The organism is Streptomyces griseus subsp. griseus (genome assembly GCF_003610995.1).
Lineage (GTDB): Bacteria > Actinomycetota > Actinomycetes > Streptomycetales > Streptomycetaceae > Streptomyces.
Genome location: NZ_CP032543.1, coordinates 6,746,434 through 6,759,939, shown reverse-complemented (window position 1 = coordinate 6,759,939; position 13,506 = coordinate 6,746,434). Strand labels below are relative to the sequence as shown.

Genomic DNA, 13,506 nt, shown 5'->3' with positions numbered 1-13,506 from the left:
GGACCGGTGGTCCGGCCCGGCTCCCACCGCGTTGAGCGGCTTTCGGGAAGGGCTCAGCCCGTCACGATCGCCGGATCACTGACCCCGGTGGCGCCTGTCTCGACGTGGCCCGCGAACCGGCGGAGGAACCCCGGCTGACCGTCGGCGGTGACGGACACGTCGTACCAGCGCTTGCCCGCCCGCAGGTCCACCGTGCGCGAGACCGTGGCTCCCGGCCGTACGGTGACGACCTGTTCCGCTCCCCCGTAGGCGCTGGCGATCGTCAGTACGGCGTCCGTGGCGCCGGAGTTGGTGAGCGTGAGGTCCAGGTTGCCACTGGTGGCGTTGTGGCGGGCGCTGGCCTCGGGTCCCGCGGTGGTGCCCGGGCTCCGGAACGTACGCAGGAAGCCGTTCGGGCCATGGACGGTGAGGTCGTGGCTGCCGCCGGAGTAGGCGGAGTTCCAGCTGTCGGTCAGCGTCAGGCCCGCACCTGCCGTGTACGTCCACGGGGCGTCGGTGCGGTTGCCGGAGGTGACGTAGAACTGCGCCCCGGCCGCCGTCCCCGGGCTGAAGGTGAGGGCGATCTTCCCGGTACCGGTGTCGACCGCACCGTCGACGTAGGGCTCGTACGGGAGCGGCCGGGTGGGCCGGCTGCCCGGTTCCTGGACGGGCATGGCCCCGACGGCCGGCGGGGTGGGCCGGTAGTCGGGGTGGCGCTTGCGGTCCGGGGGCTCGTACGCGGAGGTGTCCGGCAGGTCGTCGGGGGCGGGCGCGGACCGGCCGAAGTCGAAGGCGGAGGTGAGGTCGCCGCAGACCGCCCGCCGCCAGGGCGAGATGTTCGGCTCGTGCACACCGAAGCGCTCTTCCATGAACCGCAGTACGGAGGTGTGGTCGAAGACCTCGGAGCAGGCGTAGCCGCCGGTGCTCCAGGGCGAGACGACGAACATCGGCACACGCGGGCCGAGCCCGTAGGGACCGGTTCCGTACGAGGGTCCGCCCGGGTAGATCTCCGCGGTGGTCCCGGCCGTGGAGAGGCCCTGGGCGGCGGAGGCCGGCGGATAGGGCGGGACGACGTGGTCGAAGAAGCCGTCGTTCTCGTCGTAGGTGATGAACAGGGCGGTACGGCTCCACACCTCGGGGTCGGAGGTGAGGGCGTCCAGCAGCCCGGCGATGTACCAGGCGCCGTAGTTGGAGGGGAAGTTGGAGTGCTCGCTGAAGGCCTCGGGGGCGGCGACCCAGGATATCTGGGGCAGCTTCCCGCCCTGTACGTCGGCGGCGATCGCGTCGAAGTAGCCGCCGCCGGCCGAGACGTCGGTGCCGGTGCGCGCTCTGTCGTACAGCGGGTCGCCGGGCTCGGCGTTCCGGTAGTTGTGGAAGTAGAGCAGCGAGTTGCAGCCGTAGTTGCCCCGGTAGGCGTCGTCGATCCAGCCCCAGCGGCCCGCCGCGTCCAGCCCGTCACCGATGTCCTGGTAGATCTTCCAGGAGACCCCGGCCTCCTCCAGCCGCTCGGGGTACGTACGCCAGCCGTACCCCTGCTCCTCGTTCCCGAGCACCGGACCGCCGCCTGTCCCGTCGTTGCCGGTGTAACCGGACCAGAGGTAGTAGCGGTTGGGGTCCGTGGCCCCGATGAAGGAGCAGTGGTAGGCGTCGCAGATGGTGAAGCGGTCGGCGAGCGCGTAGTGGAACGGGATGTCCTCACGGGTCAGATAGGCCATGGTCGTGGGGGTCTTGGCCGGAATCCACCGGTCGTAACGCCCCCCGTTGTACGCCCGGTGGCCGCCGGGCCAGTCGTGGTTGAGGCCCTGGAGGAACTGCATGCCGAGGTCGTCGGCGGTCGGGTGGAACGGCAGCGTCACCTTGCCCGCGGCGTCCTCCTGGTGCCACACCGGCTTCCCGCTCGGCAGGGTCACGGGCCGCGGGTCACCGAACCCCCGGACCCCTTTCATCGCCCCGAAGTAGTGGTCGAAGGAACGGTTCTCCTGCATCAGGACGACGATGTGCTCGACATCCTGGATCGTCCCGCTGGCCCGGTGGGCGGGGATGGCGGCAGCGCGATCGATGCTGCCCGCCAGGGCACCGAATCCGGCGGTCGCACCGGCGATCTGGAGAAACCTGCGCCGATTCATCTCAGTCATGTGTGGGGGCCTCTAGGAGTGGGGGAATAGAAGCGAACAGAATGCTCCAAGAGAACCCAGGAGAAGGGAAGGGGTCGTGACGGGCCGATGAATGCGGGCGGTACGGCCCGCCACGGGCGGGTCCGCGTGCCTGCCGAGGGCGGATCCGCGTGCCTGCCGAGGGCGGATCCGCGTGCCTGCCGAGGGCGGATCCGCGTGCCCACGGGGCAATGTCCGCGCGGCCACCACGGGAAGGCACGCCTCTGCCCCCGCATCCTCCGGAGTCCGTCACACCCCCGCTCAGCGCAGCGTCTTCAGCATCTCCGCGTCGAACGGCGTGATGTCCCCGGTCCGTCCGCCCAGGGTCTTGGCCGCCCACTCCGGGTCGGCGATGAGCGCGCGGCCGACGGCCACCAGGTCGAACTCGTCACGCTCCAGGCGGTCCAGGAGCTGGTCGACGCCGGTGACGGCCGAGTCGTTGCCCGCGAAGGCGCTGAAGAAGTCGCCGTCCAGGCCGACCGAGCCGACCGTGACCGTCGGCCTGCCGCTGATCTTCTTCACCCAGCCGGCGAGGTTCAGATCGGAACCGTCGAACTCCGGGAGCCAGTAGCGGCGGGTGGAGGCGTGGAAGACGTCGACGCCCGCCTCGGCCAACGGCGTGAGCAGGGAGTCCAGTTCGGCGGGCGTCTGGGCGAGCTTGGCCTCGTACGCGTTCATCTTCCACTGGGACATCCGGAAGAAGATCGGGAACGCGTCGGAGACAGCCGCCCGGCAGGCCGCGACGATCTCGGCCGCGAACCGGGTACGGGCGACCAGGTCGCCGCCGTAGGCGTCGGTACGGCGGTTGCTGCCGGCCCACAGGAACTGGTCGATCAAGTAGCCGTGTGCGCCGTGCAGTTCGACGCCGTCGAAGCCGAGGCGCTCGGCGGCCGCCGCCCCCTCGGCGAATGCGGCGATGACGTCGTCGAGGTCCCGCTGCGTCATCGCGCGCCCCTTGGGCTCGCCGGTCAGGGCGATGCCCGAGGGGCCGACCGGTTCGGCGTCCACCACCGGGGGCGTACCCTCGGTACGGGCCACGCCCACGTGCCACAGCTGCGGGATGATCGTGCCGCCCGCCCCGTGCACCGAGTCCACCGCATCGGCCCAGCCCGCCAAGGCGTCCTCGCCGTGGAAGCGGGGGACCCGGTCGCTGGTCCCGGCGGAGTCGTGGCCGATGTAGGTGCCCTCGGTGATGATCAGCCCCACACCGCCCGCGGCCCGCCGGGCGTAGTAGTCCGCCACGTCCCGGCCGGGGACACCGTCCGGGGAGAACTGCCTGGTCATGGGGGCCATGGCGATCCGGTTGGGCGAGGTGAGCCCGCGGACGGCGAAGGGGCGGGAGAGTGCGGCGGCCGCGCGGCCGGTTCCGGGGGCGGTCACATCGAGGTCGGTCACATCGAGTCCTGTTCATCGACTGGGTCATGCGTCACCCCTCGCCAACACTCCGGCGGACCGGCGGCATTCCGGCCTCACCCCGATGTGGCCCAGGACTCCCCGAAGGGGGTGACGGGATCGAACAGCCTTCGGAAACGATCAAGGGCCGGTTCGCAGTGCCCGCGCATAGCCTGCCGACACGTCCTCGACTCGCGATGAGCTTCGTCATTTCATGCTCGGTTCTCTCTTTACACCTGAGGTTCCCCTGTGGTTGACCCGGGACATCCTCATCACCTGCCACGTCGCGGCGACAGGCAAGGGCAAGCTCCACGGGAGCCCCGAGTGCCGCACGCTGCGGTCAGCCGCCTCCGTGAACCAGATCGACGTCTCCTTCGGCGAAGCCGTGGCGCGGCTCTGCCCGAGCTGTCGGTAGCCTCTGCCCACAGGCAGCCTCATCCTGCCGCTCGGCGCCGCTGTGAGCGAAGTGGGTTCACTCGACATCTAGCTCGACCGGGGTCCAAGGACGAGGAGGACCTCGAGGCCGAGCGTGACGCCGCCACCGCCCTCACCGTCGCCGAGTACCCACCCCGCGCCACCGAATCCGGCGACGAGGAGGAGAAAGACGACGAGGCCGGGCACGACGAAGAATGGGAGCGATACGACCGCGCCCGCAACTTCCGCTCCCGACGTCACGAGCACTGGCGTCGGCTGCACTCCTACCTGGCACGGAGCAACGAGGCCGTGTCCGAGTACCCCTTCCTCGCCCCCTGGGCCGATGGTCTCCAGAGTCGCCTCGCCACGGCCCTCGACGAGGAGCGTCGGGCCTTCGCGGCCCTCGTGCAGCCGATCCGCCTGCTGGAGGCGGCTGCCGTGCGTATCCTGCCCGAGCCGAAGTTCTCCGCAGACCCCGGCCTCGCCGGGTTGGGAGCGGAGGCGGAGAAGACCTTCCGGCGAGCATGGTACGAGTGGAGTCGGCGAGCCATCTGGTCCTGGCGCCGCCTGGAAGATCAGGACTTCTCGGTCTACACCGTCGTCAACGACGCCTTCGGACGTCGCCGTAAGGGGAAGCCCGAGGCCCACGCCGCCTTCCGCCGAATCACTGCCGACTGGATCCGTCAGGCACGCGAAGAAGCCGGCCGCCCCGTCAGTACGCCATGGCAGCTGATGGCGGTGGAGGCGCCCCCTCCTCGTCAGGACCCACCACAGCGAGCCGAAACGCGACCCCCTCACCTTGTGGGAAGCAGCGGTCATCGCCACCTACCAGGTGGCCTTCAATCGGAAGGCCGGCACCACAGCGCTGCTCGTTCCCCACCTCGTCGCCGAGCAACTGCTCGCATGCGCCTCCGACAACATGCCGGTCCAGCGCCTTGCTCATGACGGCAGCGCGCTACCGGCAGAGATGCTGGTCGATCAGTGGGACCACGCGGGGCTCAACCTCTCATGACCGCATCTCACATACTCAGGGAGCCCGAGCAGACGGCCAACCGTGCGGGCCGGACCGCACGGCTACGACCACCACGGCCCGGAACGCGCGAAAGGCCGCGCTCCCACGGATGAGAGAACGGGCTCCGAGCTGCGAAAAGCATGGTCGAGATGGCATGATTTGAACCTGCGCCCCCTTGACCTCCAGCGGGCCCTCTCGGCCCCGAGGCGGTCGCGCATCACGTCTGCCCGCACCGATCGAGGGCGGGCAGCTACTCCACCACGCACAGAAGATCGGGACTCACGGCGTTCCCACCGACAGCACGCCGGTTGTCAGTGGTGTGGGAGACAACCCTAGCGTGGCGACTTTCCCTGAAACCGAACGCTATATTCAGGTCCCGCTTGAGCAGTTGGCTGGCGGCAACTAAAGGAGCACCACGTGTTCGCGCAGATCGTGTTTCAGATTGCGCTGCGCAGGCCAAGCAGGAACACCGTGCCGGCTACCGGTCCGGTAGGTGCCGGCGGGGACACCGTCTAACTGATCGTTTCAGAATGAGGTTCGTAGGCGTCGCAAGCAGATGATGCTGCAGGCGAGTTGAAGCAGCCCGAGGTGGAGGTCGGCGCGTATCTCGTAGCGGATGCGGAGGCGTTTGAACTGGCGGAGCCAGGCGAAGGTCCGCTCGACGACCCACCGTGTCTTGCCCAGTCCGGAGCCGTGCGGGACGCCGCGTCGGGCGATCTTCGGTGTGATGCCGCGGGCTCTGAGGATGCGCCGGTACTTGTCGTAGTCGTAGCCGCGGTCGGCGAACAGCCGACCCGGCCGGTGCCGAGGCCGCCCTCGGACTCCGCGGATGTGGGGGATCGCGTCCAGCAGGGGCGTCAGCTGGGTGACGTCGTGCCGGTTTCCGCCGGTCAGCGAGACGGCGAGAGGGGTGCCGTGCCGGTCGGTGATCAGATGGTGCTTGCTGCCCGGCCGCGCACGGTCGACCGGCGAAGGTCCAGTGTGAGCCCCCCTTTCAGGGCCCGGACGTGCGAGCCGTCGATCGCGCAGTCGTCCATGTCCAACAGACCCGCCCTGCGCAGCTCGGCCAGAAGAACCTCGTGCAGTCGGGGCCAGACGCCGGCCTCGGTCCAGTCCTGCAGCCGCCGCCAGGCCGTCACCCCACTGCACCCGGTCCGCTCGGCAGGCACGTCCCTCCAGCTCACATTCTTGCGCAGCACGTAAACGATGCCTCGCAGGGCGGCACGATCGTCCGCGGGCAGGCGTCCGGGATACCGATGACGCCGCGGCGGACGGGGTGGCAGCAATGGGGCGACGCGTTCCCACAGGTCATCAGGCACAAGATCATCCGACACCTGCACCACTCTGCCGCCACCAGACCCGACCGCCAAGCCCCGCGGCGAACTCATCCTGGAACGATCAGTTGGAGTCTGAGCGCAGTCCCAAGGCGCTGTGCTGAATCACGCCGGCCGGGGCATCAGCGGAGCGTGACTTTCGACGGGTCAACTCCACCAGCCTCGATCGGAGCTTCGGCGCTGGTTCGCCAAGCACAATGGCAGTGATCACCAACTCAAGCATGACGCAGTCGTAGGCGTCGTCCGAGCCTCCGTAGCGTTCGCCATCACGCTCAACCACGACGCTGGCGATTCGCCATCCACCACTATCAACCGGTGCGAAGGTCGCCGCGAAGACTCCGTAACCGGTCCAGCTTCGATGGAAGAAGACGACCTCACCCTCTGTGAAGACGTCCCACTTCTCGTCCATGTCCTGCGCCCCGTAGCCACGCTGGATTCGCTCCCAGTCCTCATCTGACCAGATCCGCTGAGGCAGCTCCGACATCGGCCGAGGATCTGATATCGGCTGGACGCGACACATGGACCGAGTTACACGTTTGTCAGCAGGCATGGAGCGATCTTACGGACGAGGTCGAGCTTGACAGCAAGCTCCTCGTCACCCTCATTGTGAAACGAGCTGTAAGGGCCGTCCCGCAATTGCTGATAGATCAGGGCGCCGCGTCAGATGCCGTGCATCGCAAGGCGGAGGGACTTCCACGTACTGGATGTATGAGGATGTTCCGACAACGCGGCGAGGTGCCGTAGCTGTCGTCGTGCGCCTGCCGGATATTGCGGGACAGCCCTTAGAAGTCATCTCATTTGGCGAGTCTGCGGTAGCGGATCAGGGTGCGGGCGATGCTGGTGGAGGCGAGGAAGTGGTCGGCTTTGCGTTCGTAGCGTCGGTGGAGGCGGCGGCAGCCGGTGAGCCTGGCCATGGTGCGGTCCACGGTCCAGCGGTGGCGGGCCAGCCGTTGCGAGGGCTCGAGGCCCTTGCGGGCGATGCGGTGCCGGATAGCTCGCTGTCCCAGCCATTGCCGCAGATGGCGGTAGTCGTAGCCCTTGTCGGCGCGGAGTTTGCCGGGTTTGCGTCGGCGAGGTCCTCGGCGAGACCGGATCGGAGGTATGCCCTTCACGAGCGGGATCAGGGCCTGGCTGTCGTGGACGTTGGCCCCGGAGACGCCGACGGACGGGGGCAGACCGGTGCGCTCGATGATCAGATGGATCTTCGACCGGGAGCTGCCCGGCCTGGCCGACGGCGAGCGCCGCCGCGTCTTCGCGAAGCGGCTGCGCGAGCGGGTCGCCATTGAGGCGGAGGATCTCGCCTGGCGCCAAGATCAGGATCGTGCTGAGCGGGCCCGGCGCGAGGCGGCCCGTGCGCAGGCCGCTGAGCAGGCGGAATACGAGTGCCAGGCCACGGCCGCCGCCGACGTTCTCCGCAAGGCGTTGGCGTGCGAGGGCTGCGGGCGCTGCCGGACGGCCGAGCTGTGCGAGGTGTGCGACCACCTCCGGCAGACCGAGGCCCTGATCGGTGAGGCCAGCCTTCTCGCGGCGGCCGGGGTCGCCGACCTGAGCGAATCCGGCCAGCATCGCGGCCGCCGTCGCCGGGGCCCGTACGGTCATCGAGGACAGCACCGCCGCCGGGCGGCGGCATTTCCTGGAGATCACCGACGTGGCCACCCCTGGAGGCCGATCCGCAGGCCGCTGCTGACGCCTACGCGTTCACCGCGTTCCAGGCCGCGCAGCTGGCCATCGGCGCGTACCGGGACGACGCCCTGACCGTGCTGCGCCATACTCCGCAGGCCGAAGCCGAGGCCCGCCGGGCGTACCGGGCGTAGCAGGGCCGCCCCTGGTTCCAGCACCACCCGACCGGCGCGGCCGCCGTTGCTGCCGTTGCTGCCGTTGCTGCCGTTGCTGCCGCGACGAACGCCGCCGACACGGGGAGGGAGCGCGTAGCCGAACACCTGCTGTTGGCACGACTGAAGCAGCTGCACGAGAAGTCCGCCGCCCCGGCCCGCAGGCCCGCGTCGTGGACGGAGCTGCTGCCCGGCCTCGCCGGACGCCCGCTGGACTGCGATGCCACCAGGGCGGTGATCGCATGACCGGCGAGCTGAGCGGCGCGACCTCGCCCGTCAGGCCCTCATCGCGACCCGGGAGGCGGCGAAGAAGAACGGCACTACCCAGACGAAGAAGCGGAAGCGTCGCACCACCACCGTCGTACGCCGTGACGGCCGCGAGCCGCTCGGGCTCGGTGCGGCCATCGGCATGATGATGACCGAGCGCGACATGGCCGCCCCGGCTGCCGGCGGATCCGTCCTCGCCGACTTCGACGCCATCCTCGCTGCGGCCGCGCCCGAGCTCGCCGGGCGGGTCCAGGCCGTAGCCTTCGACGCGGAGACTGGTCGCCTGGACGTCATCCCCGACCTTCCTGCAGCCGCGACACAGCTGCGCTGGAGCGCTTCGATTCCACAGCAACCGCGCGCGTGCAGTGGCTGATGGCAGGTTCGGTGCTCCGGGCCATCGGCGCCTGGGCGCCCCGCTTCTAGACTTCTTGGCGGGGCGCCCAGGGTTTCCGCTACATGAAACGCGGAGAAATAATTTCCAGGCTCCAGATGTCACCGGTTCCTGGATAGTCGCCGCGAACAGCTTGGGCGTCGTTCACAATGTGGACTGATACTCCGGAAGATCGATTCTGCAGGATGCGATAGTCGGGTGCTTCGTCCAGTTCATCGAGTGGCGAGGTTCCCGGGATTCGATCGTACTCGAACTGGATATCGACCCAGCTCGTGAACGGTTCGAATCGGGTATCCAGCTTTTCAAATACTTCATCTCGCAAATCTTTTGAATGAACCATTCTGTGGATTTGCAATGACAGGGCTTGGCACGACCAGTCAGGACTACCGCCAAATGTCGCCTCTAGGAGCCCGATGTCCCGGCGCAGAGTCTTGGAGCTTCCGCGACCGCTGACGTCGTCCACGTGAGATAGCGGGATGGCGGAATCGAATTTCTCGATATTGTCGCCGACTTTAACCCCACACGCCGATCCCGTGGAGATAGCGTACGCGATGAATTCTGCGCCGGTCATCCTAGCTTCTCCAATGCTTTAATCAGGAACTGTAGCTCTACGGCTCGGTTCTTGTTGTTTCCCCAGTTATGGGTGTTCATGTGCTCTTGCGCAGCCCGAGCCTTCTGGATCACGTCTCTGCGTATCTCGGGGCTACTCTTGAGAGTGTCGAGGACTTTCTGGACACTTTTATCCGACGCCATGCCAGTCTTGAGCCGGATACCCTTTGCTCCGAGGCCGCCCTCGTGACTGAACACGTGCACCTCGTCCGCTCCGACGTGAAGGTGGGCCCCCTTGGTTGCCCAGTCGGAAGCTACGGGAGAAACACGCACTCCGCAGACGTCGTTGTGTACCAGTAGGGGCGTGTTGCCAGCGTACACATAGTACGTATGCAGCCCGTCCACGGTCAGGTTGTAGGTCCGAGCGCGGTCGGTGTAGGAACGGTTCTTGTCAACTATGGCTGAGCTTCCGTCGACGGTGCGTAGCGACATTCCTGGCCGGAGGTTACCTGCCTCGACCCATCCTTGTTCAGATGGGGACCAGAACGGATGCTCGTGTGTTGCCGTCAGGTGCTCGGTGCCGTGTGAAGTTCCGATGGAGAGGCCATTGAAAGACCTGTCCATACCGGTGACGATGACGGCTTCAACGGTACGAACTTCCGTCTTGCCAGTGAGCGGGTCGGTCGCGGTGACCTGATCCCCGATTTTCAGGGTCTCGATATCCTGCCGGCTTCCGTCCGCCATCAGTACTGCCGTGCCGGCCAGAAAGCATGAGGCACACTTGATGACTTTGGCCGTGCGCGAGGCGTCAGCGATATCTTCAATCGCATCTGCCCCCTTCTTGACAAGCTTAGCCTTGCCGAGAGGTGAGACCGAAAGAGCTGCAAGGGCGCACTTGCTGAGACTAGGGTTCTTGGCGCACTCCTTGGCATCGTTCAGCCCAAGGACCTCCCACGCGAATTCCTTCAGCACCGGGTCGATAGGAGGATGATCTAGCTTCCCTCCATTCAATGCGCAGGGCGGGAGGTGGTCCCTCGTCGGGTGAAGGTAGCACGGCGGCCTGCTCTCCTCTTCTCTTTGCTTCTCGCGCGCTTCTGCGGCCAGACGGCGCTGTTCGGCCAGTTCCTTCTCACGTTTCTCAACCGCATCTTTCCACGCGGCCATCGCTACCTTGTCGGCTTCTGCGGCGCTTTTCCCTGCGTCAAGAGCCGACTGCCGTGCATCTTCGGAGGACTGTGTGGCAGCCGTAGCAGAGGCACGTGCGTAGTCCGCCGAGAATTCTGCCTCAGATGCGGATTCCTGTGCGGCTGCTGCGTCCTGGTCGGCGCGGTTGGCTGCTGCTCGTGCGGTGCTAGCAGATACTTTTGCCTGCGTGGCGCTGTTCTCTGCCCGGTTGGCGGCCGCAACAGCGTCGTCAGCGTATTCCTTGGCATCCACCGCACTTTGGGCTGCCGCCTTCTTCGCCTTCTCGGCGTCTGCTGCGGCACCCAGTGCTTCGGCTGCCGACTGGGCGGCAAGGTAGCTGTTTCTGCGCGCGTTGGCCGCGATTCCTTGACCCTCAGATATGAGACGTTCGACCTGGGCGACGTGGTTGTACGCAAGCTGGTCCTTGCGATCGGCCATGAATTGGCCAGCCCGAACGAAAGTGTGGACCTCGCTGGCAGATCCGGCCAGTGCGATCTTCGCTGCGGACTTCACCTCAGGACCGCCGTCGTTGTGCAGCTTGCTAGCTGTCACGCGACTATCGGCTTGACGGGCCTCATACTGGCCACTGTTGAGGAAGCGGAGCAGCGTAGTGGGGCTGCCGTCCTCGAGCGCCTTCTTCGCGGCGTCCTTGACGCCGGGTCCTCCGTCGTTAAAAAGCTTGGACACGGAGACTCGGTAGTCGGCATTGGCTGCTTCGTGCTGACCGGTGGTGTAGAACGCAAGAATTTGCTGATCGGTGCCATTGAGCGCCTGGGCCGCTGCGGTTCGCACGGCCTCGTAAGGGCTGGATGAGGCGAGGTCAGCGACCTGCTGCCGCGTCTCGTCCGCAGCTGCCTTGCTCCACCCGGTGTTCAGGTAGGCGATGACATCAGCATTGGTACCGGACAGTGCCTGGGCAGCCCCGTCCTGACGCCACGAGCCGAAGTGCTTCATTGCTCGCAAGGCGACTCGACGGCCTTTGTCGGCGATCGTCGCCTGATCCGCACCAGGGGCCTGCGATTCAGCTGCCAACGCCTTGGTGTCATCCACGATTGACTGTCCCTCGACCACGGACTCAGAGATCTCAACCGTGAAGGTGTCGGCTGAGGTCTTCTGTGTCAGTGCTGCCTCAACGCCAGCATTGGTGCGGGTAGCCAGATCCTCGGTCTCGATCTCGCGGGCAGTGCTATAAGTCTTCTGTGCTGTCGCCACGGCTTTGGTGGCGACGTCGGCGGCAACCTTGGCTGCTGCGGCCTGCTTTGTAGCCTCCGCAGCTTGGTCGGCTGCTTCACCGGCGTGTTCGGCGGCCTTCTTAGCTTGCTCTGCGGCGTTATCGGCGTGAGTTGCCGCGGAGTTAGCCGCATCCCGAGCCTCGGTTGCAGCCGTGGCCGATTTCCGAGCTAGTGCTTCGGCAGCGGTGGCGGCACGGTTAGCCTCATTGGCGTGGCGACGAGTCTCTGCCGCGGCCGCCCGGGCCTCAGCAGAGGAGCCGCCGGCAGCGGCCGCGTAGTCAGCGGCCTGGTCGGCCGCGTCGGCCGCCTTGTTGGCATTTCCTGTCGCGCTGCGCGAGGCCGCGACTGCATCAGCAGCCGCCCGCGATGCCTTGCCGGCCTGCTCCACGGCCTTGGCCGATCGTCTTGCGAGGTCGGCAGCCTTGCTTGCTTCGGCCGCTTGGTCTCGGGCTGCTTGTGCTTTGCCCTTGTCCTGGCTCGCGGCATAGGCAGCGCTCGACGCCCGCCCAGCTGCTGCTGCAGCTGCTGCTGCAGCAGCAGCTGTCTGTGCTGCGGCCAAAGACGCGCGACGCGCTGCGGCATTAGCAGCGTTGGCCGCGCCGATAGCCTGTTGCGCTGCTGCTGCCGCCGCACGTGCGGCGTCTGCAGCCTGCTTGGCTTTTACTGAGGCGAGAGCGGCGTTTTCCTTCGCTGCTGCGGTTTCCTCTGCTGCCTTCTCTGCAGCAACCTGGGCGAGCTCTGCAGCTGTGGTTGCTTTTGCGGAGGCTTCCTGTGCCCTCTCTGTGGCCTGTTCTGCCTGTTTTCCGGCCGTTTCGGCTTGTTTGGTCAATTGCGCAATTGTAGCGTACTCCTGATCGCGGTTGCGAGCCACGAACTGTCCGACCTCCAGGAACTCCACAATGTCTTGTGGAGTGCCCCGCAGGGCGAGCTTGGCAGCCGCCTTCACGTTGGTACCGCCGGAGCTGTAAAGATTTGATACTTCGACGCGCTCGTCAGTTTCCTGCGCCTTGTACTGTCCGACCTGCAAGAACTTCTTAACGTCATCAGGAGTACCCAGAAGGGCGGCCTTTCCTGCGTCCTGCACGCTCGGGCCGCCGAAGTGCACGACGCGGCTGGCTTCCACCCGACGGTCCTGCTCCTGCGGAGCTTGCCAGCCTGAATCCAAGAAGTTCTCTACGTCTTCCGGTGTGCCTCGCAGGGCAGCCTTGGCCGCGTCTCGAACCGCAGGGCCGCCTACGTTCACCACCCGAGAAACGTCCACACGACTGTCCATCAGCTGGATGGTAGGCATGTCGTTCAGGAACTGCTGGATGTCCTCGTCCGAGCCAAGCAAAGCCTGCTCAGCTGCCTCCTTGATGCCGGCACCGCCGGCCTCCCAGATCTCGACGACCTGACTGCGGAAAGCAGGGGCGTAGGGATCCTCGACGGCGAGAGCGGTAGGTGCTGACCCAAGGAGGCCAGCCGAGAGGACAATTGTGAGACCTGTCACTCCAGCGGAACGACAAAAAAGGCTCCGCGTACCGCTTGGCCGTGGGCTTCTTCCCGTTCTTCGTGACCGCGTAAACGGCGAAAATTTCGTCACTGAGTGATCCTTTTGTTGCTTGTTTCCATTGCATGCCTTAAAGGGTAGAAGTGAGGCAAAGGGCAAACATGTCCCTTTTGGGAGCGTTATGCGCGAGATGACGAAAGGTGCGGAGGTTGTCGCGCGGCCAACTGGCCTGATAGTCGGCATCCGGTGCGTGTGAGCCAACGCAGAGTCGGCGTGG

Annotated in this window: 12 protein-coding genes and 1 pseudogene; 4 read left to right on the top strand and 9 right to left on the bottom strand. The window is 66.5% G+C overall.

The window, feature by feature from the left end; genetic code table 11:
- Positions 1 to 53 precede the first annotated feature (53 nt).
- Positions 54 to 2,114 carry a phosphocholine-specific phospholipase C gene (locus D6270_RS30300; protein ID WP_109162523.1) on the bottom strand — a complete coding sequence of 687 codons (2,061 nt, stop codon included), beginning with the start codon at positions 2,112 to 2,114 and terminating at the stop codon, positions 54 to 56.
- Positions 2,115 to 2,393: 279 nt separating this feature from the next.
- Positions 2,394 to 3,527 (bottom strand): NADH:flavin oxidoreductase, encoded by a 1,134-nt coding sequence (locus tag D6270_RS30295; protein WP_204117034.1) that lies wholly within the window; start codon positions 3,525 to 3,527, stop codon positions 2,394 to 2,396.
- Positions 3,528 to 3,777: 250 nt separating this feature from the next.
- On the opposite strand from D6270_RS30295, the gene D6270_RS32620 reads away from it, so the two are divergent.
- Complete coding sequence (locus D6270_RS32620; RefSeq protein ID WP_158650557.1) at positions 3,778 to 3,939, top strand: hypothetical protein; 162 nt, start codon at positions 3,778 to 3,780, stop codon at positions 3,937 to 3,939.
- 798 nt (positions 3,940 to 4,737) lie between these two features.
- Positions 4,738 to 4,950 carry a hypothetical protein gene (locus tag D6270_RS30285; RefSeq protein ID WP_109162525.1) on the top strand — a complete coding sequence of 71 codons (213 nt, stop codon included), beginning with the start codon at positions 4,738 to 4,740 and terminating at the stop codon, positions 4,948 to 4,950.
- A 525-nt stretch (positions 4,951 to 5,475) separates the two neighbouring features.
- Here the strand turns inward: D6270_RS30285 and D6270_RS30280 are convergent.
- From D6270_RS30280 to D6270_RS33480, 4 genes and pseudogenes are all read right to left on the bottom strand, one after another.
- Positions 5,476 to 6,284 (bottom strand): IS5 family transposase gene (locus tag D6270_RS30280; protein ID WP_162600266.1). Its coding sequence is split into 2 segments (ribosomal slippage): positions 5,476 to 5,945 and positions 5,945 to 6,284, totalling 810 coding nucleotides; the frame shifts between segments, so codons are not numbered across the junction.
- Between the two features lie 64 nt (positions 6,285 to 6,348).
- A complete protein-coding gene (locus D6270_RS30275; protein ID WP_109162526.1) occupies positions 6,349 to 6,768 on the bottom strand; it encodes a hypothetical protein in 420 nt (139 codons plus the stop codon).
- 310 nt (positions 6,769 to 7,078) lie between these two features.
- Positions 7,079 to 7,504 (bottom strand): annotated as a pseudogene (locus D6270_RS30270) (transposase); the annotation flags it as partial.
- 420 nt (positions 7,505 to 7,924) lie between these two features.
- A complete protein-coding gene (locus D6270_RS33480) occupies positions 7,925 to 8,224 on the bottom strand; it encodes a hypothetical protein (protein ID WP_225976991.1) in 300 nt (99 codons plus the stop codon).
- A gap of 6 nt (positions 8,225 to 8,230) precedes the next feature.
- On the opposite strand from D6270_RS33480, the gene D6270_RS33735 reads away from it, so the two are divergent.
- Positions 8,231 to 8,362 carry a hypothetical protein gene (locus D6270_RS33735; RefSeq protein WP_264081538.1) on the top strand — a complete coding sequence of 44 codons (132 nt, stop codon included), beginning with the start codon at positions 8,231 to 8,233 and terminating at the stop codon, positions 8,360 to 8,362.
- A gap of 30 nt (positions 8,363 to 8,392) precedes the next feature.
- On the opposite strand, the gene D6270_RS33730 is transcribed toward D6270_RS33735, so the two are convergent.
- The gene (locus tag D6270_RS33730) at positions 8,393 to 8,521 is read right to left on the bottom strand and encodes a hypothetical protein (protein WP_264081537.1); all 129 of its coding nucleotides are present in this window, start codon (positions 8,519 to 8,521) and stop codon (positions 8,393 to 8,395) included.
- A gap of 4 nt (positions 8,522 to 8,525) precedes the next feature.
- Between D6270_RS33730 and D6270_RS33475 the strand changes: the two genes are divergently transcribed.
- Entirely contained in the window at positions 8,526 to 8,756 is a 231-nt protein-coding gene (locus D6270_RS33475) for a hypothetical protein (protein WP_225976990.1), read from the top strand.
- 79 nt (positions 8,757 to 8,835) lie between these two features.
- On the opposite strand, the gene D6270_RS32615 is transcribed toward D6270_RS33475, so the two are convergent.
- Positions 8,836 to 9,345 carry a hypothetical protein gene (locus tag D6270_RS32615; protein WP_158650556.1) on the bottom strand — a complete coding sequence of 170 codons (510 nt, stop codon included), beginning with the start codon at positions 9,343 to 9,345 and terminating at the stop codon, positions 8,836 to 8,838.
- Positions 9,342 to 13,229: a polymorphic toxin-type HINT domain-containing protein gene (locus tag D6270_RS30255; protein WP_158650555.1), complete on the bottom strand. Its 3,888-nt coding sequence runs from the start codon at positions 13,227 to 13,229 to the stop codon at positions 9,342 to 9,344. Before D6270_RS30255 ends, D6270_RS32615 begins: the two co-directional genes overlap by 4 nt.
- Between the last annotated feature and the right edge of the window lie 277 nt (positions 13,230 to 13,506).

What these genes read in the sequence shown, in the direction of transcription:
- D6270_RS30275 (WP_109162526.1), bottom strand. Translation starts at nt 6,768, where the DNA reads ATGTCGGAGCTGCCTCAGCGGATCTGGTCAGATGAGGACTGGGAGCGA.
- D6270_RS30300 (WP_109162523.1), bottom strand. Translation starts at nt 2,114, where the DNA reads ATGACTGAGATGAATCGGCGCAGGTTTCTCCAGATCGCCGGTGCGACC.
- D6270_RS33730 (WP_264081537.1), bottom strand. Translation starts at nt 8,521, where the DNA reads ATGGCCGCACCGAGCCCGAGCGGCTCGCGGCCGTCACGGCGTACGACG.
- D6270_RS33475 (WP_225976990.1), top strand. Translation starts at nt 8,526, where the DNA reads ATGATGATGACCGAGCGCGACATGGCCGCCCCGGCTGCCGGCGGATCC.
- D6270_RS32615 (WP_158650556.1), bottom strand. Translation starts at nt 9,345, where the DNA reads ATGACCGGCGCAGAATTCATCGCGTACGCTATCTCCACGGGATCGGCG.